The sequence below is a fragment of the Streptomyces pseudovenezuelae genome (assembly GCF_029892565.1).
GTDB classification, from domain to species: domain Bacteria; phylum Actinomycetota; class Actinomycetes; order Streptomycetales; family Streptomycetaceae; genus Streptomyces; species Streptomyces pseudovenezuelae_A.
Genome location: NZ_JARXVH010000005.1, coordinates 144710 through 168168, shown reverse-complemented (window position 1 = coordinate 168168; position 23459 = coordinate 144710). Strand labels below are relative to the sequence as shown.

The window sequence follows — 23459 nt, the reverse complement described above, 5'->3', positions numbered from 1 at the left end:
CAGGCCTCAGCCGCCCGCGAGTTCCTCGTACACCGCCAGCAGGCCGTCGACCGCCTCGCGGCCGGCGGGCCGCAGCGGGGCACGCACCGGGCCCGCGGGCAGGCCGAGTTCGCGCAGGAGTGCCTTGGCGGTGACCGTGCCGGGCAGTCCCGCCGCCATCATCGCCTCGATGAGCGGCGTGGCGCGTTGCTGGAGGCGGGCGGCCACGGGGGTGTCGCCCGCCTCGAACGCGTCGATGACCGCGCGGAGTTGAGCCGGGACCACGTTCGCAACCGTGCTGACGTAGCCCGCGCCGCCGACCGCGTACAGGGCGAGGTTGTGTTCGTCGCAGCCCGCGTAGTACGCCAACTCCGTGCGGGCGAGCACCTTTTGGGCGCCGAGGAAGTCGTAGGAGCAGTCCTTGACCGCCACGATCCGGGGGTGTTCGGCGAGCCGGAGCATGGTGTCCGGCTCGATCCGGGTGCCGGTGCGGGCCGGGATGTCGTACACCGCCATCGGCAGCCCCGTCGTGTCCGCGACCGTCCGGAAGTGCTCCTCCAGCGCGTCCTGCGGGGGCCTGCTGTAGTACGGGCTCACCACCAACAGGCCGTCCGCGCCCGCCTTTTCGGCTGCCCGGGCCAGCTCCACGGTGTGCCGGGTGTCGAAGGTGCCGACCCCCGCCACGACCGTCGCCCGCTCGCCCACCGCCTCCCGTACCGCCGTCACCAGCGCCGCCTTCTCGGCGTCCGTGGTGGTCGGCGACTCGCCCGTCGTGCCGGACAGCACCAGCCCGTCGCAGCCGTGGGACACCAGACGCTCGGCGAGCCGCTGCGCGCCGTCGAGGTCCAGCGCGCCCCCCTCGGTGAAGGGCGTGATCATCGCGCAGAGCGCACGGCCGAAAGGCCGGACGGGGCGGGCGGCGGTCGTCGTCATGGGAGTAGTGTCGGCGAGGCAACCGTGAAGCTCTACTTAATTCTGCTACGAGGTATTGGTAAGTAGCACTGCGGGGTGGGGTGGGGAGGGCGCCTGCCAGGCCCTGTGTCCCTTTCGCCCTTCATGGGTCACCATGGTCGGGACGGTCATCGGCATGCATCGGCCCATGGAGGCGTCATGAAACTCGGCAAGGCACTCGCCACCGGAATCGCGGAAGAGCGTCCGCAGGAGCACGGTCGAGAACCCGAGGAGCTCGAACTCCCCGAGGAGATCAAGGAATTGAAGGCCCCCGAAGAGGTTCCGGCGGCCCGATGAGGCTGCGGCTTCCGGCGGAACGCCCGACGGAGCCGCCGACCGGATACAAGATCGCCCACCCGGTGCTGTCCCAGGACGGCACCCGGGCCGGGTTCACCGGTGTGTCGCTCGGCGGCGCGCTGCCGTACGGAGTCCTGGCCGACGCGTCCTGCGTCTACGGCCTGCGGCACCGGGCGCCGCACCGCCGCTGCGACTGCGGCTTCCACTGCGTGCACGACCGTGCGGTGGCCGAGGGGCTGCTGTGCACCGCCGAGCACCGCAGCGCCGTCCTGCTCGACGTCACCGTGCTGGGCGCCTACATCCGCTTCGAACGCGGCTTCCGCTACGCCCGTCAGCGCGTGCGCACGGCCACGGTCGGACCGTGCGCCTGCGGCACGGTCGCCGCCGCCCTCGCCGACGCGGGCCGCGGCCGCCCCGGCTGGCTCGCCCTGGCACCGGCCTGCGCGGGCTGCGTCCGAGGCCGTACGTCCGTCTCACTCGCCGCCTTCGCCCGGCTCGCCGGTGAGGGCCTGCGGGTCGTCGCCGGGAGCGCGAGCGCCCGCCAGGTGGCCGAACTCGTTGGCGTCGAAGGCCTCGGCGTACCCGAACTCACCGCGGAGGCCGCCTTGTTGCAGGCGCGGCTCGACTGGTTCCAGACGCAGTTGGCGCGGCTGGGGGAGCGCGGGCCGGGAGAGAGCGGCGAGGGAGCGGGGAGTTAGGGGCCTCCGGCCAGGAACCGGCAGTCCTGCGCGCTTGACCTCAAGTTCGGTCGAGATTGAAGAGTTGCGTCATGACCCGACGCACGGACACACACCCCGACCTCGCCGACCCCCGTATCGGCGCCCCCTTCTTCAGCACCTGGCGCGTGGGCACACCCCTGCGTCAGCGGCAGACCGTCGAGGCGATCGCCGGTGCCTGGGAGCGCCGCCCCTGGCCGGCCGCCGATCTGCTCGGCTACCACGTCTACACCGGGCACGACGCCTCCACCCTGCTGCACTACTCGCAGTGGACGGGCGAGGCGGCCTACGAGGCCTTCGTCAAGACGCACCGGCAGGAGCGCGTCGACGAGATCGACACCGCCGTACCGGGCATCGACCGGGTGGGGCTCGGCCGGTACCGGCATTACCGCAGCCTCGGCCCGGCCGACCGGGGCGGGCGCGTTCCCGGGTGCGTGGTGATCGTGGACATCGAGTTCGAGGGGCCGGACGCCGAGCGGCAGCGCGCCTGGGTGGACGCCGTCGCGGAGGCGCTGGCGAGCGAGCCCGCCCCGCACCCCGGCGGCATCTCCGCCCACTTCCACCTCTCCACCGACGGCGCCCGGGTCCTCAACTACGCCGAGTGGGAGAGCGCCCAGGCCCACATCGACGCCCTCGCGGCGCCGGGGGACGGGATCGGCTCGGCGAGCGAGCTCTGGACGCGCGTGCAGACCTGGCCGGGGCTGAAGAGCAGCACGGTCAGCCGGTACGACCATGCCCTGGGCCTCCTGCCCGGCTGAGCCGGGATGCCTTCTCGGCGAGGGTCCCCGCGCCGGCTCACCGAACACTTCGCTCGCCTGGACAAAAAAAGTGTTCGGTGAGACGGTGGACCCATGCTGGACGTGACCGTGATCGAGGACCCCGAGGCCGCAGCCGTCTCCCTGGACCCCATAAGGGCCCGGCTGCTGGCCGAACTGGCGGCCGGACCCGCGTCGGCCGCCATGCTGGCCGGCAGGGTCGGGCTGCCTCGGCAGAAGGTGAACTACCACCTCAAGGCGCTGGAGCGGCACGGCCTGGTCGAGCTGGCCGGTGAGCGCCGCAAGGGCAACGTCACCGAGCGGCTGATGCGGGCGACCGCCGCGTCGTACGTCATCTCGCCGCTCGCGCTCGCCGCCGTGCAGCCGGACCCGGACCGCTTCCGCGACCAGCTGTCCGCGCGCTGGCTGCTCGCGCTCGGCGCCCGACTGGTGCGGGACGTCGGCTCGTTGATCACCGGTGCGACGAAGGCCCGCAAGGGGCTCGCCACTTATGCCCTGGACGGTGAGGTGCGCTTCGCCTCGGCGACCGAACGGGCCGCCTTCATCCAGGAGCTGACGGCCGGTGTCACCTCGCTGATCCGCAAGTACGACGCGCCCGACGCCGAAGGCGGCCGCGATCACCGGATCGTCGTGGCGGTCCATCCCACCCTCAAGCAGACCGAGTTGGAGTAGATCATGCCCAAAGAGTTCGAGATCGCCCGCGAGTTCGAGGTCGACGCCACCCCGCAGCAGGTGTGGGACGCCGTCACCACCGGTACCGACGGCTATCTGTGGCCGATGGAGCCGCCGGAGCCCAAGGTCGGCGGCACGGGGCCCTTCGGGTCCACCGTCACCGCCTGGGACCCGCCCCACCGCTACACCAACCGGGTCGAGGACGTCGAGGGCATCGCCGAGCAGACGATGAACCAACTCGACTACACCATCGAGGCGCGCGACGAGGGGCGCCGGGCCTGGGTGCGGTACGTGCACAGCGGGATCTTCGTCGACGACTGGGACAACCAGTACGACGGTGCCGCCAAGCACACCGACTTCTATCTGCACACCCTGCGCGAGTACGTGACCCACTTCGCGCCCCGGCCGGCCGCCTTCGCGACCTTCGACGGGCCCGAGGCGTCGAAGGGCCCGGATGCCCTGGCCGTCGTAGCGCGGGCGCTCGGTCTAGGGGACGACGTGGCCGCCGGCGCGCGGGTGACGGTCCGCGGGCCCGACGAGTTCGAGGCCGTGGTCGACTACCGCGACCCGTACTTCATCGGGCTGCGCACGGACCGGGGACTCACCCGGATCTTCGGGCGCAACCACTGGGGATACCCGGTCGGCATCTCCCTGCACGACTTCACGCCGGGCACCGACATCAAGGAGTGCGAGACCGATTGGCAGGGCTGGTTGAACGGCGTGTTCAACCAGCCCTGACCGAACGGGAGTGACGACTGAGCGGGCGCTACGGCCGGAAGCGCAGCACCTGCGGGTCGTGGTCGCTGATCTGGTCGTTGAACTCCGAGTTGATGTGCACGCTGTCGTACTCGAAGTCGCAGTCGCGCCGGATCGACGGGCTGATCAGGATCTGGTCCAGGACCTGCGCGTTGCCCTGGTAGTCGTAGGTGTAACGCTCGCTCTTCGGCAGCGACTTGATCGCCGACCAGAGTTCGCCGTCACCCTCCAGGATCTTCGCGGTGTCGGAGAACTCGAAGTCGTTGATGTCGCCGAGCGTGATGACGTCGGCGTTCTTCTGGACGTCGAGGATCGACTTCACGAACGCGTTGACCAGCGTCGCCTGCTTGTGGCGCTGGACCTCCGAGCTGCGCGGCACCGGCTGGTACTGCGAGGTCAGACCGTAGTCGCCACCCTTGGAGTTGAGGTGGTTGGCGATCACGAAGACCGTCTTGCCGCGGAAGACGAACTCGCCGGCCAGCGGCTTGCGGCTGGCGTTCCAGGCCTCGTTCGCCGGGTCGACCCGGCCCGGGGAGGCCGTCAGGACCGCCTTGCCGTGCACCTTCGTGACCCCGACCGCCGTGGTGGCGTCGCCGCCCGCGCGGTCGGTGAAGGAGACCCGCTCCGGGTTGAACAGGAACACCTGGCGGATGTTGCCGCCCGGCTCGCCGCCGTCGGTGTCGTTGGTCGGGTCGATCGAGCGCCACTGGTACGTGGGGCCGCCCGCCGCGACGATCGCGTCGATCAGCCTGTTCACCGTCACGTCGGCGGCGACCGTACCGTCGTCCTTCGCGCCGTTGTTGTCCTGGATCTCCTCCAGGGACACGATGTCGGGCGACTTCAGGTTGTTCACGATCGCGGAGGCGTGCTCCTCGAAGGTGGCGTCGGTCGGGTCGAGGTTCTCGACGTTGTACGTCGCGACCGCCAGCTCGTCCCGCGACTGCCTCTTCGTCGTCTCGCGCTTGAGGCCGCCGCTCTTGAGCGTGCCCAGCTCGCTCGCGACCAGGGTGTAGCCGCCGAACTGGTTGAAGTCCATCGGACCGGTCGTGGTGCCGGCCAGCGTGTCACCGACGTTCGCCACCGGGAAGTCGGCGACCGCGCCCAGCGACTGGATCTGCAGCCGGCCGGTGTTCTGCGAGTCGTAGGAGCCGTAGAGCGTGCCGCCGCGGCGGGTCTGGTTCTCGTGCGGCTTCACCGTGACCCACAGCTCGGCGTACGGGTCCGTGGCGGTGACCACACGGGTGTTCTTGACCTGGACGTTCATGCCCTCAAGAGACTCGTAGTAGTCCAGGGCGTACTTCTTCGGCTGCAGGGTCAGGCCGGCCAGCGAGCCGTTCGCGGCGGAGTCGCCCGCCGGGGTGTACCGGTTCGGCACCGACTTCGAGCCGATCACCGTCGGGGCCGGGACCGCGTTGCCCGTGGAGACGGTGGTGACCGTGGGCTTGGTGATCTCGGTCAACGACTGGTTTCCGGTCGAAGTGCCGCCCGGCACGTACTCGGAGACCGTGCCGGTGACCGTGACGGAGTCACCGACGGCGACCTTCGGGACGGAGCTGGTGAAGACGAACACGCCTTCACTGGTGGCCGGGTTGTCGTCCGGGGTCGGGTCCTGCAGCCAGAAGCCTCTTGAGGAGCCGTACGTGCGCGTGCCGGTGACGATTCCGGGCACATCCGTGACCTTCTGGCCGGCGTACGGAGAGGTCCGGGTGGTGCCCTGGACGTCATGGATGCGCAGGCTGTCGGCGTGCGCGGGCGAGGTCAGGACGACGGTGGACGCCGCGGAACATACGGCGGCGACGGTGAGCGCGGCGAGGCGCGCGGAAGACTTGCTCGGCAACGTGATCCCTCCGGGGACATGCGTGGGCGCCGGGACGAGGGTGGAACTGGAACGCCTGGGGCCGCGACCGGTGGGGCGGTGGCGACGCGCGTAGAAAGTACAGTGAACAGGTGTCCAGCAGATTTCTACGCGCGTCAATCTCCTGCCTGGTCACATTGGTTGTCAAGGATTCAGCCATGTACCGCGGCCGACGGGGAGATGAACCGGGCGGCATGGGTCGAAATCCGTCTAGGCTGAGCGATCGAGTGGTACGACACGCCCCCTAGGAGAAGCAGCCGATGTCAGACAGCTCCCCCCTGCCGCCGGTGCGGTTGTCTCCCGAAGCGGAGCTGGCGCGGGCCGCGTTGTCCACGCCGCTGCTCGGCCGGGCCGCACGGCTGGCCCGCTGGGCCGGTGCGGACACCAGGGTCGACGCCGGGGGCGGACTCGTCGACGAGCAACTGCCCGTGGCCGCCGAGGTCCTCGGACTGACCGGGGACGACGCGGCGGCCGACGCGAGCGAGGCCTGGCGGGTGGCCGTCGACACCGGGCTCGTCGAGATCGTCGACGAGGAGGAGGGCACCGTCGCGGCCGGGGAGGACCTGGCGCTGCTCACCAGTGGCTCGCCGCAGGACGTGCTCGGGGTGTGGCTCGGCGCGCTGGACACCGTGCTGGCCGACGCGAGCGTGCCCGACCTCGACGGTCTGGAGGACGCGCTCGACGAGACCGGCGAGGTCGACTTCTCCCGCCTCGAATGGGACCCGGAGGCGGAGGCCGACTTCCTCGACGGCGTGCTCGGCAACCTCTATCTCCTGACGGTCAGCGAGGACGGCGCAGGCGACTCGCCGGTGCCGCTGCCGGCGCTCGCCGCCTCGATGATCGTGCCCAGCGACATGGGGGAGCCCACCAACGACGTACTGGAGCAGGTGTCCGACGCGATGATGCGGCTGGACGACCAGTTCCGGGTGCTGGAGCCGGTCGGCCTGGTCGAGTACCAGCCCGTCGACGAGGCCCTGATGGCCGACGTCGACGAGGAACCCGCGGCGCCCGTGGACGACACCGACGTCTCCCGGTACGGGATGGTGCGGCTCACGCCGCTCGGGTTGTACGGGCTGCGCGCTCGGCTTCTCGAGGCCGGTCTTGAGGCGCCCGCGGTCGGCGACCTCGCGGACAAGGGGGCCGACGCGTTGCTCGACGGGACGGCGACGTTTCCGCAGGGGGCCGCGCAGGCGGAGACCGAGCAGTGGCTGGCTCGGCGTGAACCGCTGGGCGCGGCACGGGAGTTGCTGGCGGCGGCGCGGGGACTGGACACCGGGGCGCCGCTGCGGCGGCTGCTGTGTCAGCAGGCGCTGTCCCTGGTCGGGGCCGAGGCCGAGCCCGCGTTGCGGGAGGTGCTCGACGATCCGGAGCTCGGTGGGCTTGCGCGGGTCTGGCTGGCGGAGCACGGGGCGTCGGATGTGCCTGCGCCGTCCGAGGCGATGATCTTCTGGCTGACGATCGACACGGTTGCCGCGCAGCTGGCGGCGGAAGGCAACTCCGACGAACTCCGGGAACTGGTACTGGGGTTGGCCGCACAGCACGGCGGGTTCTTCGCGGCGGCCTGGCGGGTGGAGCATCCGGCCACGGCGGATGTGCTGGAGGCGATGGGGCGGTTGCATCCGGACAAGCGGATCGCGAAGGAAGCGAAGCGGGCGGCGTTCAAGGCTCGGTCTCAGCGGGGGGAATGAGGGGCTCCGCCCCCCCGGGGACCCCATCAGCGATCCCATCGGCCGAGCGCCGGGCGCCGTCCAGCCCGGCCGAACGGCAGCACCTTGTCGAGGACGTTCTAGTGGCGAGGCGATGTGCCGGCTCGAACCAGGGCTCGTGCCAGGGCAGTGCTCTCCGGAAGGCTGTCGAGCGAGAGGGGCTGCATGGCGACAGCGCCCTCGTGCAGCACGAGGAGTTGGGTGGCGAGGGTGGCCGGGTGCGAGCAGCCCGCTGTGACGGCGAGTTCCCTGAACAGGTCCAGCAGCCAGAGCTTCTGGTTCGCGGCGATGCGGTACGCGGGATGCGAGGGGTCCGGGAGTTCGGCGAGTGCGTTGATGAAGGCGCATCCGCGGGTGTTGGTCCCGCTCCAGGTCCGCAGCGCCTCGAAGGGCGCGGTGACGGCCTCGGCGGGAGTGTCACTGGCGTCGACGGCGGCACGGACAAGTGACCGCCAGCGCTGGTCGCGGCCCGTGAGATAAGCCGCCACGAGGTGGTCCTTCGAACCGAACTGGTTGTACAGGGTCCGCTTGGTCACCCCTGAGTGCTCAGCGATCAGATCCACGCCGACCGCTGTGATTCCGCGGTTGTAGAACAACTCCTCCGCGGCCGCCACGATCCGGCGCCCGGCCGGCGTCATGGGCCGCGCTTCCTGCACTGCGAGCCCCTTCACTGATCGGTGTACGGTGAGAGATGTTCACAGATCAGTATACCTGCGAGGAGGTTCAAGCGATGAGTGCGTCCCAGGTCATGCGAGCGGTGCGAATCACGGGGCACGGAGGACCCGAGGTTCTTGAGCTGACGGAGGTCGCCGCCCCCGTGCCGCGGGCGGGAGAGGTACTGGTCCAGGTCAGCGCCGTAGCCCTGAACAACACCGACCTGTGGACCCGGGAGGGCGCCTACGGCCGGCCGGGAGACCCGAAGGCGAGGTCGGGCTGGCGCGGCCCGATCGACTTCCCGCGTATCCAGGGCGCCGATGTGGCCGGCCGCGTCGTGGCCGTCGGGCCCGGAGTGGAAGGGAGCCTCGTCGGAAGCCGCGTGGTCGTCGACCCCGCGATCTACGACGCCGACGGGCCGGACGCCAACCCTGTGGGCCTGATGGGGAGCGAACGCGACGGCGGATACGCCGAGTACGTGACGGCGCCGGCAGAGCGTGTGCACGACGTGACGGAATCCCCGCTCACGGACGACCAGCTCGCGGCGTTGCCGACCGCTTACGGCACGGCGCTGGGCATGATCGAGCGAGGCCGGCTGCAGAAGGGGGAGACCGCCCTGGTCTCGGGGGCGTCCGGCGGTGTCGGCCTCGCGCTGGTGCAGATCGCCCGTGCGCGCGGCGCGAGGGTGCTCGCCGTCAGCAGCGGATCCAAGATCGACGCGGTGCGCGAAGCAGGCGCGCACGAAGTCGTCGACCGCGCAGGAGACGTCGCCGAGCAGATCCGCACCGCCGCCCCGGAGAGCATCGACGTCGCACTCGACGTCGTGGCCGGCGAGCTGGTGAGTGAGGGGCTGCCGCTGCTGCGCGAAGGTGGCCGGTGGGTCATCGCCGGCGCACTCGGCGGCTATGACGTGACCTTCGATGTCCGCCGTCTCTACCTGCACAACGCCCAGGTCATCGGGTCCTCGATGCACACGCCCACACACTTCGGCCTCCTCATGGACCTGGCCCGTCGGGCCGAGGTCCAGCCCGTCATCGCCGCGACCTTCCCACTGGACCAGGCGGCTCAGGCACAGGAGGAGCTCTCCCGCAGGGGGCACGTGGGAAAGATCGTCATGCACCCCTGAGTTCCATCCGACGGATCACGGGCGGCGCTGGTGGAGTCCTCACCCGCCATTGCCCGGGCGAGCGGGATTTTTGACTCCCGTGGGGCGGTGTGTACGGATTCATGGAAGCGTGTCCCGCGCAGACGCCCGGTGTTCAACTCCCGTTCAGCCGTGGGAGGGAGCGTGGCGCCGACCCGAGGTCCGCCACCCTCCACGGCATACTCACCGTCAGCAGGAGACACCATGTCGCTCAGTCGCAGGGACTTCGCCACAAAATCCGCGGTCACCGGGGCCGGTGTCGCGCTCGCCGGCAGCGTCGGTGCGCTGGCCACGGCACCGAACGCCCTTGCGTCCACGGACACCGAGGGCGCGGAGGGAGTGTCGGCGGACGGCCACGGACACGGCCACGGGCACGGCGGCGTCGGCTACGGACCGCTGGTCGCCGACCCCAAGGGCCTCCTCGCGCTGCCCGCCGGCTTCAAGTACCGCGTCATCACCTACAGCGGCCAGACCAAGCTGGAGTCCGGCGAGTTCACGCCCTCCAACCACGACGGCACGTCCACCTTCGACGGCCCGCGCGGCACGACCCTCCTGGTCAACAACCACGAACTGGCCGGCCCCCGCGCCCAGTGGCCGCACCCGGTGCCGCTCATCGACGGACTGGTCTACGACCCGGCCGCGGCCGGCGGCTGCACGGTCGTCGAGGTCCGCCCCGGCGGCCATGTCGCCGAGTGGGTCGGCGTCGCCGGCACCGCCACCAACTGCGCGGGCGGCAACACCCCTTGGGACACCTGGCTCACCTGCGAGGAGACCGAGGACAAGACCGGCACCAACGGCTTCACCAAGGACCACGGCTACGTCTTCGAGGTCGACCCCGCCGACCGCCGCGCCAACCGAAACCCCAAGCCCATCAAGGCACTTGGCCGCTACGCCCACGAGGCCGTCGTCGTCGACCCCAAGCGCGGTCACCTCTACCTGACCGAGGACGCGGCCGGCCCCAACGGCCTGCTCTACCGCTGGACCCCGCCGGAGCACTTCCACCACGGCCGCGGCAAGCTGCGCACCCTCGCCGACGACGCGGGCGTCCTCCAGGCCTTCAAGTGCTTCGACTCCGGCGGCAAGTTCATCGACGACCTCTCCCGCGCCACGAAGATCGGCACGGTCTACGGCGTGGACTGGGTCGACGTACCCGACCGTGACGCCAGGACCACCTCCGTCCGCAAGCAGTTCGCCGACGGCCAGGTCACCCGCGCCCGCAAGCTGGAGGGCATGTGGTGGGGCGACGGCGGCACGTACATCGTCTCCTCGTTCGCCCGCACCGAGAGCCCCGTCCAGCACGACGGCGCCGTCTGGTTCTACGACCCCAAGCGCCGCACCCTGACCCTCAAGGTCCTGATCGGCGTCAACCCGGACCCCTCCGTCGACGGCAACTTCGACGGCCCCGACAACATCACCGTCTCCCCGTACGGCGGTCTCGTCATCGCCGAGGACGGCGAGGGCGTCCAGCACCTCTTCGGTGCGACCGACAGCGGCCGCACCTACCCGATCGCCCGCAACGAACTCAACATCGGCACCGCGGAGAAGCCCGAGTACAGCGAGTTCACCGGCGTGACCTTCTCGCCCGACGGAAAGACCCTGTTCGCCAACATCCAGACGCCGGGCATCATGTTGGCGATCACCGGTCCTTGGAAGCGGCAGAAGCGCGGCTAGTTAATTGGGTCGCCCCTCATCGGCTGCGCCTCCTACTCTGAGATCACAACAGCACGCACCTCCCGGTGCGAAGGCAGCGGTTACTTCTTCTCGAAAAAGAATCCAACACCGCGGCCGACTTGATCTCGGGAGGCGCAGCTCATGGTGGGTGTCCGGTGCGCAGGCAGCGGATACTTCAGGGATCCAGTCCGTAGTGATACGGGTGCGGGTTCGAATCCCGTCATCGGCCCAGGGCCGGTGTGGCGGAACGGAAGACGCGCTGGTTTATAAGTCCCGTCGCCGACTCCGATCTCGGGCGCCCACCATTGCCGCGCACTCCCTCCGAAACAGAAGTGAATTCGGGGGAATTCAACATGTCGCGATTCAACAGGAAGGCCGCCCGCGCGCAGCCCGTTTCCCGCGTCACCTCCACGGGTCAGGTGCTCCGTACCTACGAGGGCGGCCGTGGCCGTGAGCGGGACGCGCGCTCCGAGCTCTTTCTGCTCGCCGTCGCCAACTTCGTGTCGCAGCAGACCTTCTACGAGAGAGGCACCGACCGCGACGACCGCTACGCGCGGCTCGTCCGCCGGCTCGCCGTCGAGGACCCGACCTGGACGGCCGGTCTGCTCGGCTGGCTGCGTGGCGAGGGCAACCTGCGGACCGCCTCGATCGTGGGTGCCGCCGAGTACGTCAAGGCACGCCTCGACGTCGGCGTCACCGACGGCCCGTCGAACCGTCAGGTCGTGGCCTCCGTACTGCGGCGTCCCGACGAGCCCGGTGAACTGCTCGCGTACTGGACCTCGTTGTACGGCCGTGCCGTCCCGAAGCCCGTCAAGCGCGGTATCGCCGATGCCGTACGGCGTCTCTACAGCGGCAAGTCGCTGCTGAAGTACGACACCGCGTCCAAGGGTTACCGCTTCGGCGACATCCTCAACCTCGTGCACGCGGCCCCGGACCCGGACAAGCCGTGGCAGGGCGAGCTGTTCCGGTACGCCCTCGACCGCCGGCACCACCCGGACACCGCGGTGCCGCCCGCGTCCGACCATGTGCTCGCGGCGCACCGCGAGTTGATGGCCGTACCGGTCGAGGACCGGCGTGCCGTCGTCACCTCCGAGGGCGGTGCCGAGCGGCTCGCCGCCGCCGGGGTGACGTGGGAGGCGCTGGCCGGCTGGCTCCAGGGCCCGATGGCCAAGGCGGCCTGGGAGGCCGTCATCCCGTCCATGGGGGCCATGGCGCTCGTCCGGAATCTGCGGAACTTCGACGAGGCGGGTGTCTCCGACGAGGTCGCGGAGCGGGTCGCCGCGCGGATCAGCGACCCGGCGGAGGTCGCGCGCTCGCGGCAGTTCCCCTTCCGGTACCTCGCCGCGTACCGGCACGCGCCCTCGCTGCGCTGGGCGTACCCGCTGGAGCGGGCGCTCGGCCACTCGCTGGCCAACGTGCCCGCGCTGCCCGGGCGGACGCTGGTGCTGGTGGACCGGTCGGGCTCGATGTGGGCGCGGCTGTCCGACCGTTCGGAGCTCAACCGGGCCGACGCGGCGGCGATCTTCGGTACGGCGCTCGCGCTGCGGGCGGCGGACGCGGATCTCGTCGAGTTCGGCACCACGAGCCGGCGCCTGGACTTCCGCAGGGACGAGTCGGTGCTGAAGATCCTGGACCGCTTCGGCGACCTGGGCGGCACCGACACCACCTCGGCGATCCGCGCGCACTACCGGGGGCAGGACCGGGTGCTGATCGTCACCGACGAGCAGTACACGTACAACCGGCACGGCGACCCGACCCAGCAGGTGCCGGCGCACATCCCGGTCTACACCTGGAACCTCGCCGGGTACCGGGCGGGCCACGGCCCGTCGGGCAAGGCGAACCGGCACACCTTCGGGGGCCTCGGCGACGCGGCCTTCCGGATGGTTCCGCTGCTCGAAGCGGCCCAGGACGCCGACTGGCCCTGGGCGGCCTGAGCACCGAAGCGTGGCCCGCACTTCCACGGGGGGTGCGGGCCACACCCTTGCCCATCGGGAGATCGACATCTAACATTTCAGTTCATGGAAGCCCTGCGACCCGTCCCGCGCACCCTCCTCAGGGACCGCGCCTACGCAGCGATCCGTGACGCCATCGTGGCCGGGGAGATCGAGCCCGGGGCGGTGGTGCGGGACGCCGATCTCGCCGAGCGGCTCGGGTTGTCGCGGGCGCCGGTGCGGGAGGCGTTCTCGCGGCTGGTGGACGAGGGGCTGCTGGAGAGCAAGCCGCAGAGCTATACGCGGGTGACACCGGTCGTGGCCGCCGAGGTGCGGGACGCCGCCGCCGTGGTCGGGGCCATGCACGAGTTGGTCACCCGGGTCGCCGTACCCCGGTTGCGGGCGGCGGACCTTGACGCGATGCGCGCGGCCAACGGGCGGTTCGCCCTCGCCGTGGCCGGCGGTGACGTGGACGCGGCCCTGCGTGCCGACGACGAACTCCACGACGTACTGGTGCGGGTGAGCGGCAACCGCGCGGCCGCCGCCACCGTCGCCCGCTACACCCCGCTCATCCGCCGACTGGAGCGACGGCGCTTCGGCGAGGGCGGTTCGTGCCGTTCGGCCGGGCTGCACGAGCGGCTGATCGAGGCCTGCGCCGACGGTGACACGGACGGCGCGGTCCGCGTCACGGCCAACATCTGGCACACCCTCGCCGACCTGGCCGACGCCGGCTGACTCCGGCCGACCGACCCTGGAGGTCTCATGTCCCTTTCCTCGTACGACCGTTACCCGCTCCTCTTCGGCCCCTCCCCGGTGCACCCGCTGGAGCGCCTCACCGCCCACCTCGGCGGCGCCTCCCTCTGGGCCAAGCGCGAGGACTGCAACTCCGGTGTCGCGTACGGCGGGAACAAGACCCGCAAGCTGGAGTACCTGGTCGCCGACGCGATCGCCAAGGGCTGCGACACCCTCGTCTCGATCGGCGGCGTGCAGTCCAACCACACCCGCCAGGTCGCGGCCTGCGCCGCCCGCGCCGGGCTCAAGTGCGTGCTGATCCAGGAGAGTTGGGTGGAGTGGCCCGACTCGGTCTACGACAAGGTCGGCAACATCCTGATCAGCCGGCTGGCCGGAGCGGACGTACGGCTGGTGAAGGCCGGGTTCGGTATCGGCTTCAAGGAGAGCTGGGAGCAGGCGCTGCGCGAGGTCGAGGAGTCGGGCGGCAAGCCGTACGCCATCCCGGCCGGCGCCTCCGACCACCCGCTCGGCGGCCTCGGCTTCGCCAACTGGGCCCACGAAGTCGCCCGGCAGGAACAGGAGCTGGGCGTCTTCTTCGACACCGTGGTGGTGTGCTCGGTGACCGGCTCCACCCAGGCCGGCATGGTCGCCGGGTTCCGGGCGATCGAGGAGGCGGGCGGGCGCGAGCGCCGCGTGCTCGGCATAGACGCCTCGGCGAAGCCCGCCGAGACCCGCGAGCAGGTGGCCCGGATCGCGCAGCGCACCGGCGAACTGATCGGAGTCAAGCGGGAGTTGACCGTCGACGACGTCGAACTGGACGACCGCTATCACGCCGGCATCTACGGCATCCCGGACGAGACCACCCTGGACGCGATGCGCCTCGCCGCCCGCACCGAGGGGATGGTCACCGACCCCGTGTACGAGGGCAAGTCGATGGCCGGGATGGTCGACCTGGTGGCCCGCGGCGAGATCGCCGCCGACTCCACGGTGCTCTACGCCCACCTCGGGGGACAGCCCGCGCTGAACGCGTACAGCGCGCTGTTCTAGGCAGCCTCCTCGGTCTTCCTGCCGGTGATCACGAACGCCGACACCAGCAGCGCGGTCAGGGCGATCAGAGCTCCGACGCCGAACGCGCGGGCCGAGCCATGGACGAGGATGTCGGTCGGTGACCCGGTCGCGTGCCGGGTCGCCGTGCCGAAGACCGTGACCAGGATGGACAGGCCGAGGGTGCCGCCGAGCCACTGCAGGGTCTGGAGGAGGCCTGACGCGGCGCCCGCCTCGCGGGGCCCGATGCCCGCGAGGATCGTCGCGTTGAGGGGCATGAAGCTGAGGCCGACGCCCATGCCCATCAGGAGGAGCGGGCCGAAGAGGCCGGTCAAGTAGCCGTCACCGGGGCGGAGTTGCCAGAGCCACCCCGCCGCTGTGACGAGCAGGGCCATGCCGGTGAGGAGGATCGGCTTGGCGCCGAAGCGGGCCAGGAGGCGCGGTACGAAGCGGACTACCGTGAAGAGTGCCAGGGTCATCGGCAGGAAGGCGAAGCCCGCGCGCAACGGGCTGTAGTCCAGGACCCGTTGGCTGATCAGGGTGAGGAAGTAGAACGCGCCGAACATGCCCGCCGGCAGCAGCAGGACGCCCGCGTAGCCACCCGCGCGGTTGCGGTCGGCGAACAGGCGCAGCGGCATGATCGGTTGGGCGGCGCGGGACTCGACCAGGGTGAAGCCCGCCAGCAGGGCCGCCGCCGCGCTGAATCCGAGCTGCGCCTGGAGGTCGCCCCAGCCGTCGGAGGAGACCCGGATGAACGCGTACACCAGCGAGGTCATCCCGGCAGTGCCGGTGAGCGCGCCCGCCGCGTCGAACTGCCCTGCGTGACGCGGGGTCTCGGTGACGAAGCGGGGCAGGGCGAGGGCTACCCCGACGCCGATCGGCACGTTGATCAGCAGGGCCCAGCGCCAGGACGCCCAGGAGGTCAGCATGCCGCCGATGACCAGGCCTATCGAGGCGCCGATGCCGGCCATGGAGGTGTAGATGCCGAGCGCGTGGTGACGGCGCGGGCCCTCCGGGAAGTTGGTGGTGATCAGGGCGAGCGTGTTGGGTGCGATGAGCGCGGCGCCCATGCCCTGCAGTGCGCGGGCCGCGAGCAGCCAGGCGCTGTCGGTGGCGAGTCCGCCGAGCAGGGAGGACATCGCGAAGAGCAGGACGCCGATCGTGAGCGTACGGCGGCGGCCGACGATGTCTCCGACCCGGCCGCCCAGCAGGAGCAGCCCGCCGAAGGCGAGCGTGTAGGCGTTGAGGACCCAGGACAGGCCGGTGGGGCTGAAGTCGAGGTCCTTCTGGATGTCGGGCAGTGCGACGTTGACGACGGTGGAGTCGACGCCGACCATCAGATAGGCGGTGACGACGACGAAGAGGACGGTGCCGAGCCTGGCGGGTCGGGGTGGTGCGGAGAGAGCATCGGGGGTGGTGGACGGTGCGGACGGGGTGGACATGGAGTTCTCCCGGTCTGGCGTCCCCGTGTGAAAGGCGTGCGGGCAGCACGGACTGCCCGCAGAGATAAGCGGGGACTGTCTCCGTTTAGTACTCGGTAAGATACGGAGACGGTCCCCGGTTCGCAAGGAGTATCTGGATGGCGCAGGTCAGACCCATGCGCGCGGACGCCCGGCGCAACTACGAGCGGCTGCTGAAGGTGGCGGCGGAGTCCTTCGCCGAGCACGGGGAGAACGCGTCTCTCGACGACATCGCCAAGCGCGCGGGCGTCGGCTCCGGCACGCTCTACCGCCATTTCCCCACCCGGCAGGCCCTGTTGGAGGCCGCGTACGTCGACCGCATCGAGGCGCTGGCGGGCCGGGCCGACGAACTGGCCGAACAACTGCCGCCCGGCGAGGCGCTGGTGGAGTGGCTCAACGAACTCTGCGTCGGCACGATCCAAGTCCGCGGCATGAAGGCCCTGTTGGGCTCGGCCGTCACGGACGGCAGCTCGGCGGCGGTCACCGCCTGCGGTACGTCGGTGAAGGGCGCGATGGGCCGCCTGATGGAGGCGGCACAGCGGGAGGGCGTCCTACGGGAGGACATCGAGCCGATCGAACTGCTCCGGCTGGCCCACGGGGTGGCCACGGCGTCGGAAATGGCCGACAAGCAGGGCGGGCAGATCCGCCGCTATCTGTCCTTGCTGACGGACGGGTTGCGGCCGGGGGCGGAGGACTGACCGTTCCGGGCCGCACCCGGAAACGGAGGGGCGCCCTCGATCCAGGGCGCCCCACAGGTGTCGTACTCCGTGCCGCTACAGCGACTGCGCCGCCGGCTTCACCATCCCCCGTACCGTGCGGGACTTCACGAAGTTGCCCATCGCCGTCATGTCCCACTCGCCGGAGAACTGACGGACGAGTTTGGCCATCATCACGCCGGTCTGGGCCTCGGCGTTGGTGAGGTCGAAGCGGACGAGCTCCTCGCCGGTGGCGGCGTCGATCAGGCGGCAGTAGGCCTTGGCGACCTCGGTGAACTTCTGGCCGGTGAAGGAGTTGACCGTGAAGACCAGGCCGCTGACCTCCTGGGGGATGCGGCCGAGGTCGACCACGATCACCTCGTCGTCGCCACCGCCCTCGCCCGTGAGGTTGTCGCCGGAGTGCTTGATCGCGCCGTTGAGGATCGACAGCTTGCCGAAGTAACAGCTGTCGATGTGGTTGCGCTGCGGGCCGTAGGCGATGACCGACGCGTCGAGGTCGATGTCCTTGCCGCGGTAGGCAGGCTCCCAGCCGAGGCCCATCTTGACCTGGGAGAGCAGCGGGCGGCCGCCCTTGACCAGGGAGACCGTCTGGTTCTTCTGGAGGCTGACGCGGCCCTTGTCGAGGTTGATCTTCCCGGTGCCCGGGGCGGCGGCCGCGGGGGCGGGCGGCGCGGCCGGGGGCGGCGGCGGGGTGCGGGACAGCGACGGGGCCGGCGGGGCCACCGGTGTCTGGAGCGTGGGCGTGGGCATGGGCTGCGGCGGGGCTGCCGCGGCCGGGGCGGGCTCCTCCACCGTCACGCCGAAGTCCGTGGCGATGCCCGCCAGCCCGTTGGCGTAGCCCTGGCCCACCGCGCGGGCCTTCCACGCGCCGTTGCGCAGGTAGATCTCCACGATCACCAGCGCCGTCTCGGTGCCGAGCTGCGGGGGCGTGAACGTGGCCAGCACGCTGTTGTCGTCCGCGCCGCGGATCGTGGCCGTGGGCTCGACGCCCTGGAAGGTCTGGCCCTGGGCGTCCGGGCTGGCGGTGACCACGATCTTCTCGATGCCGGGCGGGACCGCCGCCGTGTCGACGACGATCGCGTCCGGTGCCGTACCGCCGCCCGACCGGTAGGTCACACCCGGTCCCGTCGGCTGGTTGTAGAAGATGAAGTCGTCGTCCGAGCGCACCTTGCCGTCGGCGGTGAGCAGCAGGCCCGAAACGTCGAGCCGCACCGGGGCGGCGACGTCCACCGCCACGCGGGCGGTGGAGAGAGGGATGTTCGAGCCGGGGGTCATAGCTGTCATGCCCGGAGAACGAGCGAGGTCGCTTTACTGTTCCCTTACCAAGCGGCCAATCCGCCCGCTCCCCGGAACCCCAGGTCAGGACCCCTACGGGACGACGATGATCTTGCGTCCCACCCCGGCCGCGAACTGCTCCAGCGCCTGCGGGTACCGCTCCAGCGGGATCCGGTCGCTGATGAAGATCTCCGGGTCCAGAACCCCGTTCGCGAACAGCTCCGCCGCTCGCTCGAAGCTGTGGAGCACCGCCATCGATCCCGTGATCGTGATCTCCTGGTTGTAGATGCGGTACGGGTCGATGGTGACCCGGGTCGCGTAGTCGGCGACGCCGAACTGCAGGAACGTGCCCGCCTTGGACACCCGGCCCAGACCGTCCTGGATGGCCGCCGCGTTGCCCGTGGCGTCGATCACGACGTCCCAGCCCTGCGGCCGGTCCAGCTCGTCCGGGTTGGCCGCTGAGCCCGACACTCCGAGCCGTTGCGCCGTCTCCAGGCGGGCCGCGTTCAGGTCCACGACGTCCACGCTCGCCGCGCCGGTCCGCTTGGCCAGCTCCAGCATCATCAGGCCCATCGTTCCCGAGCCGTAGATCAGCACGTGCGCGCCGAGGCGCGACTTGAGGACGTCGTAGCCGCGCACCGCGCACGACAGGGGCTCCACCAGGGCCGCGTCCTGGGTGCGGACGTGCTCGGGCAGCTTCACGCAGTTCGCGACGGGCGCCACCGCGAACTGGGCGGCGCCGCCGGCGGTGGTGACGCCGATCGCGGCCCACCGCTCGCACAGGTTGTTGTGTCCGTCGCGGCAGTAACGGCACTCGTAGCAGTACAGCGACGGGTCGACCGCGACCCGGTCGCCGACCGCGATCTCGGTGACCTGGGTGCCGACCCCGACCACCTGCCCGGCGAACTCGTGCCCCGGCACGATCGGCAGCTTGGGCGCGAACTCGCCCTGCAGGATGTGCAGATCGGTGCCGCACAGGCCGCACGCGGCGACCTCCACGACGACCTCGCGCGGGCCCGGCGTCGGGTCGGGGACCTCGGTGACGACGGCGCGGCCCACGGACTCGATGACGGCGGCCTTCATTTGACGGCTCCCAGCGACAGGCCCTGGACCAGCTTGTCCTGGGCGGCGAACCCCGCGGCGAGCACCGGCAGGGAGATCACGAGTGACGCGGCGCACACCTTCGCCAGGAACAGGCCCTGGCTGGTGATGAAGCCGGTCAGGAAGACGGGCGCGGTCTCGGCCACCACCCCCGTCAGGACCCGGGCGAACAGCAGCTCGTTCCAGCTGAAGATGAAGCAGATCAGGGCGGTCGCCGCGATGCCCGGCAGGGCGATCGGGGCCACCACGCGCGCGAGGATCGTCGGAAGGCGTGCTCCGTCCACCCTTGCCGCCTCGATGATCGCCACCGGCACCTCGGCGAGGAACGACTGCATCATCCACACCGCGATCGGCAGGTTCATGGAGGTGTAGAGGATGACCAGCAGCCAGATGTTGTCGAGCATGTGCGTGTTCTTGGCGAACAGGTAGATCGGCAGCAGCCCGGCCACCACCGGCAGCATCTTGGTCGACAGGAAGAAGAACAGGACGTCCGTCCACTTCTTCACCGGCCGCAGCGACAGCGCGTACGCCGCCGGGAGCGCGAGCAGCAGGACGAAGAGCGTTGATGCCACCGACGCCACGACCGAGTTGATCAGCGCCGGCCAGGGGCTCGCGCCACCGCCGGTGCCGAAGAAGTCGCGGTAGCCGTCCAGGGTGAGGGAGGCGCCGAAGGCGGGCGGGTTCTTCGCCGCGTCCGTCTCCGAGTGGAAGGACGTCAGCGCCATCCAGGCGATGGGCAGGAAGAAGACGATGCCGATGACCCAGGCGACCAGGCCGAGACCGACTCCCTTGCGGCGGGCGGGGGTTCGTACGGCGACGGTGCTCATGCGCGGGACACCTCCTCGCGGAACAGGGACGACACCACGCGCAGGGCGAAGGTCGCGATGATGATCGAGCCGATGACCACCAGGACGCCGGCGGCCGAGGCGAGGCCGTTCTCGTGGGCCTGGTAGAAGGTCTGGTAGACGGTGTAGGGCAGGTTGGCGGTGCCCAGGCCGCCGGACGTGATGGTGAAGACCGCGTCGAAGTTCTGCACGATGTAGATCGAGCCCAGCAGGGCGCCGAGTTCGAGGTAGCGGCGCAGGTGCGGCAGCGTCAGGTAGCGGAAGACCTGCCAGTCGCTCGCGCCGTCGACCCGGGCCGCCTCCATCTGCTCGTTGTCCCGGCTCTGCAGGCCGGCCAGCAGGATCAGCATCATGAACGGCGTCCACTGCCAGACCAGCGAGGCCTCCACGGCGAGCAGCGGGGTGTTGGAGATCCAGTCCGGCTGTGGCCCGCCGACGTAGTGCAACAGGCCGTTCAGGAGCCCGTACTCGGGGTTGTAGAGCACGTGCTTCCACAGCAGCGCGGCGGCCACCGGGACGACCAGGAAGGGCGCGATCAGCAGGGTGCGGACGAAGCCCCGGCCGCGGAACCTGCGGTCCAGGAGCAGCGCGAGCACCAGCCCGAGGATCAGGCTGACCAGCACCACCGCGACGGTCAGCAGGACCGTCGTCCACACCGAGTGGCGCAGGTCCGGGTCGGTCAGCACCTCCTGGTAGTTGTCCACGCCGGTGAAGTGCCGGGCGTCGGGGTACAGCGCGTTCCAGTCGAAGAACGAGATGACCAGGGTCGCCACGAACGGCAGCTGGGTCACCACGATCATGAAGACCAGGGCGGGCAGCAGCGGGGCCCGGGTGGCCCAGGCGCGCAGCCGGGCGGGGGGCTGGTGGGTGGTGCGTACGGGAGTTGCGGCTACGGGAGCCGTTGTGGTCGCGCTCATCGCCCCTCGTACTCCTTCGAGATCTTCTCGGCGAGTTGCTGGGCCTTCTTCAGGGCCGAGTCGACGGACTGGCGTCCGGCGATGGCCGCGCTGATCTCCTGGGAGACCTTGGTGCCGAGGTCGGTGAACTCGGGGATGCCGACGAACTGGATGCCGGGCGCGGGGCGCGGCTGCACCCCCGGGTCATCGGGCTTGGCGCCCTCGATGGCCTCCTTCGTCATCTCCTGGAAGGAGGCGGCGGACTTGCGGTAGTCGGCGTTCTCGTACGTCGAGGCGCGCTTGCCGGCGGGCACGTTGGGCCAGCCGCTGGTCTCGCCGACCAGTTCCTCGTACTGCTTGCTGGACGCCCAGGAGACGAACTTCCAGGCCTTGTCGGGGTTGCGGGACGCCTTCTGGATGCCCCAGGCCCAGGTGTAGAGCCAGCCCGAGGAGTCGGTCTTCTCGACCGGCGCGGGTGCGTAGCCGAGCTTGCCCTTGACGGGGGAGTCCGAGGCCTCCAGGGAGCCGGCCGCGCTGGTGGCGTCGTACCACATGGCGACCTTGCCCTGGGTCATGTTGTTGAGGCACTCGGCGAAGCCGGACTGGGCGGCGCCGGACTCGCCGTGCTTGCGGACCAGGTCGACATAGAACTTCGTCGCCTTCTCGAACGCGGGGGAGTCGAGCTGTGCCTGCCAGTTCTTCTCGAACCAGGTGCCGCCGAAGGTGTTGACCACCGTGGTGAGCGGGGCCATCAGCTCGCCCCAGCCGGGCAGTCCGCGCAGGCAGATGCCCTTCATGTCGGGCTCGGCGCCGTCCACCTTCGCGGCCAGGTCGGCGATCTGGGTCCAGGTGGGGTGGGCCGGCATGGTCAGGCCCTCCTTCGCGAAGATGTCCTTGCGGTACATCAGGAAGGACGACTCGCCGTAGAAGGGCTGGCCGTAGAGCTTGCCGTCGTCGGCCGTGAGGGACAGGCGCATCGGTTTGAGGATGTCCTGCTCGTCGTACGCGGGGTCCTTGGCCACGTACGAGTTCATCTCGTGCAGCCAGCCGTTCTTGGCGTAGATCGGGATCTCGTAGTTGCTGAGCGTCGCCACGTCGTACTGGCCGGCCTGGTTGGCGAAGTCCTGGCTGATCTTGTCGCGGACGTCGTTCTCCGGCAGCACGGTGAAGTTCACCTTGATGCCGGTCTCCTTGGTGAAGTGCGAGGCGGTGAGTTTCTGCAGCTCCACCATCTGCGGGTTGTTGACCATCAGGACGTTGACGGAGTTGCCGCCGGAACCGGACCCGCCTGCCCCGACCCAACAGCCGGAGAGCAGCGGGGCGAGCAGCGTCCCTGCGGCGGCCATGGCGAGCGTGGCTCGCGTGGGCCGTCGTCGGCTCTGGGTTCGCATGGATCGCTCCTGGACGTATGGGGAGAAAGATGGTTCACCCGGGCATGGATGTGCCCTCTGGTGCGTCAGTTGGACATGTGGACTGACTGATGGGGGACTTTCAGACGCGGATGACCTGTGGCCCGAGCAGTGAGTAGCGATGGGCCTCGGCTGACGGGAGCAGCGTGCTCGTGACGATCGTCTCCAGTGCGCCGATCTCCGCGAACCGGCAGAAGCTGACCGCCCCGAACTTGGTGTGCACGCCCGCGAAGACCGTGCGGCGGGCCGCACGGATGGCCTGCGCCTTGACCTCGCTGACCGCGGGGTCGGGCGTGGTCAGGCCGTGTTCGCGGGAGATGCCGTTGGCGCCGATGTAGGCCAGGTCGATGACGAACCCGGCCAGCATCTTCGTCGTCCAGTGGTCGACGGTGGCGAGGGTGCCGTGCCGGACCCGGCCGCCGAGCAGCAGTACCGAGGTGTTCTCGCACTCGGCGAGCACGCCCGCGACCGGCAGGGACGCGGTGACCACGGTCAGCGGCCGGTCCCTGGGCAGTGCCTCGGCGATGAGCTGGGGGGTGAAGCCCTCGTCGACGAACACGGTCTCGGCGTCCCCGAGCAGCTCGGCCGCGGCGCCCGCGATCCGGCGCTTCTCGGGTACGTGACTGGTGGCGCGGAAGGCGAGCGTCGTCTCGAACCCGGCGCTCTCCACGGGATACGCCCCGCCGTGCGTACGGCGGACCAGACCGTGGTCCTCCAGGGCGCGCAGATCCCGTCGTACGGTCTCCTTGGCCACGCCCAGTTCGGCGGCGAGCGCGGTGACGTCGACGGATCCGCCGGCGCGCGCGGCCCGCACGATCTCCCGCTGGCGTTCTTCCGCCGTTCTCGCTTCCATGGCCGACACCTGCTCTCCAC

22 protein-coding genes are annotated in these 23459 nt (G+C 70.4%); 12 read left to right on the top strand and 10 right to left on the bottom strand.

The window, feature by feature from the left end; translation table 11 throughout:
- Positions 1 to 6: 6 nt before the first annotated feature.
- Positions 7 to 912: a 4-hydroxy-tetrahydrodipicolinate synthase gene (dapA, locus tag M2283_RS17240; protein WP_280877136.1), complete on the bottom strand. Its 906-nt coding sequence runs from the start codon at positions 910 to 912 to the stop codon at positions 7 to 9.
- Between the two features lie 177 nt (positions 913 to 1089).
- On the opposite strand from dapA, the gene M2283_RS17235 reads away from it, so the two are divergent.
- The 5 genes from M2283_RS17235 (at position 1090) to M2283_RS17215 (ending at position 4129) form a co-directional block, all read left to right on the top strand.
- A complete protein-coding gene (locus M2283_RS17235; protein WP_280877135.1) occupies positions 1090 to 1227 on the top strand; it encodes a hypothetical protein in 138 nt (45 codons plus the stop codon).
- Complete coding sequence (locus M2283_RS17230) at positions 1224 to 1925, top strand: hypothetical protein (RefSeq protein ID WP_280877134.1); 702 nt, start codon at positions 1224 to 1226, stop codon at positions 1923 to 1925. Before M2283_RS17235 ends, M2283_RS17230 begins: the two co-directional genes overlap by 4 nt.
- 71 nt (positions 1926 to 1996) lie before the next feature.
- A complete protein-coding gene (locus tag M2283_RS17225; protein ID WP_280877133.1) occupies positions 1997 to 2701 on the top strand; it encodes an antibiotic biosynthesis monooxygenase in 705 nt (234 codons plus the stop codon).
- A gap of 93 nt (positions 2702 to 2794) precedes the next feature.
- Entirely contained in the window at positions 2795 to 3391 is a 597-nt protein-coding gene (locus M2283_RS17220; protein WP_280877132.1) for an ArsR/SmtB family transcription factor, read from the top strand.
- A 3-nt stretch (positions 3392 to 3394) separates the two neighbouring features.
- Positions 3395 to 4129, top strand: a complete 735-nt coding sequence (locus M2283_RS17215; RefSeq protein WP_280877131.1) for an SRPBCC domain-containing protein — start codon at positions 3395 to 3397, stop codon at positions 4127 to 4129.
- A gap of 28 nt (positions 4130 to 4157) precedes the next feature.
- On the opposite strand, the gene M2283_RS17210 is transcribed toward M2283_RS17215, so the two are convergent.
- A complete protein-coding gene (locus M2283_RS17210) occupies positions 4158 to 5984 on the bottom strand; it encodes an endonuclease/exonuclease/phosphatase family protein (RefSeq protein ID WP_280877130.1) in 1827 nt (608 codons plus the stop codon).
- A gap of 278 nt (positions 5985 to 6262) precedes the next feature.
- Between M2283_RS17210 and M2283_RS17205 the strand changes: the two genes are divergently transcribed.
- A complete protein-coding gene (locus M2283_RS17205; protein WP_280877129.1) occupies positions 6263 to 7690 on the top strand; it encodes a hypothetical protein in 1428 nt (475 codons plus the stop codon).
- A 98-nt stretch (positions 7691 to 7788) separates the two neighbouring features.
- Here the strand turns inward: M2283_RS17205 and M2283_RS17200 are convergent, their stop codons facing one another.
- A complete protein-coding gene (locus tag M2283_RS17200; protein WP_280877128.1) occupies positions 7789 to 8346 on the bottom strand; it encodes a TetR/AcrR family transcriptional regulator in 558 nt (185 codons plus the stop codon).
- A 92-nt stretch (positions 8347 to 8438) separates the two neighbouring features.
- Between M2283_RS17200 and M2283_RS17195 the strand changes: the two genes are divergently transcribed.
- From M2283_RS17195 to M2283_RS17175, 5 genes are all read left to right on the top strand, one after another.
- A complete protein-coding gene (locus M2283_RS17195; RefSeq protein ID WP_280877127.1) occupies positions 8439 to 9488 on the top strand; it encodes a zinc-binding dehydrogenase in 1050 nt (349 codons plus the stop codon).
- Between the two features lie 222 nt (positions 9489 to 9710).
- Complete coding sequence (locus M2283_RS17190) at positions 9711 to 11177, top strand: alkaline phosphatase PhoX (protein ID WP_280877126.1); 1467 nt, start codon at positions 9711 to 9713, stop codon at positions 11175 to 11177.
- A 353-nt stretch (positions 11178 to 11530) separates the two neighbouring features.
- Positions 11531 to 13111 (top strand): TROVE domain-containing protein, encoded by a 1581-nt coding sequence (locus M2283_RS17185; RefSeq protein WP_280877125.1) that lies wholly within the window; start codon positions 11531 to 11533, stop codon positions 13109 to 13111.
- Between the two features lie 84 nt (positions 13112 to 13195).
- A complete protein-coding gene (locus M2283_RS17180) occupies positions 13196 to 13843 on the top strand; it encodes a GntR family transcriptional regulator (protein WP_280877124.1) in 648 nt (215 codons plus the stop codon).
- A gap of 27 nt (positions 13844 to 13870) precedes the next feature.
- Positions 13871 to 14887, top strand: a complete 1017-nt coding sequence (locus M2283_RS17175) for a 1-aminocyclopropane-1-carboxylate deaminase (RefSeq protein WP_280877123.1) — start codon at positions 13871 to 13873, stop codon at positions 14885 to 14887.
- Here M2283_RS17175 and M2283_RS17170 read toward each other — a convergent pair.
- Positions 14884 to 16326, bottom strand: a complete 1443-nt coding sequence (locus M2283_RS17170; RefSeq protein WP_280877122.1) for an MFS transporter — start codon at positions 16324 to 16326, stop codon at positions 14884 to 14886. The two genes, M2283_RS17175 and M2283_RS17170, sit on opposite strands and share 4 nt — an antisense overlap.
- Positions 16327 to 16463: 137 nt before the next feature.
- Between M2283_RS17170 and M2283_RS17165 the strand changes: the two genes are divergently transcribed.
- Entirely contained in the window at positions 16464 to 17042 is a 579-nt protein-coding gene (locus tag M2283_RS17165; RefSeq protein WP_280877121.1) for a TetR/AcrR family transcriptional regulator, read from the top strand.
- A gap of 75 nt (positions 17043 to 17117) precedes the next feature.
- Here the strand turns inward: M2283_RS17165 and M2283_RS17160 are convergent, their stop codons facing one another.
- The 6 genes from M2283_RS17160 to M2283_RS17135 form a co-directional block, all read right to left on the bottom strand.
- On the bottom strand, positions 17118 to 18335 hold the full coding sequence (locus M2283_RS17160) for a TerD family protein (RefSeq protein WP_280877628.1): 1218 nt from the start codon (positions 18333 to 18335) through the stop codon (positions 17118 to 17120).
- Between the two features lie 93 nt (positions 18336 to 18428).
- Positions 18429 to 19418, bottom strand: coding sequence for a zinc-dependent alcohol dehydrogenase family protein (locus M2283_RS17155; protein ID WP_280877120.1), 990 nt, complete (start codon positions 19416 to 19418; stop codon positions 18429 to 18431).
- On the bottom strand, positions 19415 to 20263 hold the full coding sequence (locus tag M2283_RS17150) for a carbohydrate ABC transporter permease (protein ID WP_280877119.1): 849 nt from the start codon (positions 20261 to 20263) through the stop codon (positions 19415 to 19417). The genes M2283_RS17155 and M2283_RS17150 overlap by 4 nt, the downstream gene beginning before the upstream one ends.
- Positions 20260 to 21198, bottom strand: coding sequence for a carbohydrate ABC transporter permease (locus M2283_RS17145; protein WP_280877118.1), 939 nt, complete (start codon positions 21196 to 21198; stop codon positions 20260 to 20262). The genes M2283_RS17150 and M2283_RS17145 overlap by 4 nt, the downstream gene beginning before the upstream one ends.
- Positions 21195 to 22568, bottom strand: a complete 1374-nt coding sequence (locus M2283_RS17140; RefSeq protein WP_280877117.1) for an ABC transporter substrate-binding protein — start codon at positions 22566 to 22568, stop codon at positions 21195 to 21197. Before M2283_RS17140 ends, M2283_RS17145 begins: the two co-directional genes overlap by 4 nt.
- A gap of 100 nt (positions 22569 to 22668) precedes the next feature.
- Positions 22669 to 23439: a DeoR/GlpR family DNA-binding transcription regulator gene (locus M2283_RS17135; protein WP_280877116.1), complete on the bottom strand. Its 771-nt coding sequence runs from the start codon at positions 23437 to 23439 to the stop codon at positions 22669 to 22671.
- Positions 23440 to 23459 lie beyond the last annotated feature (20 nt).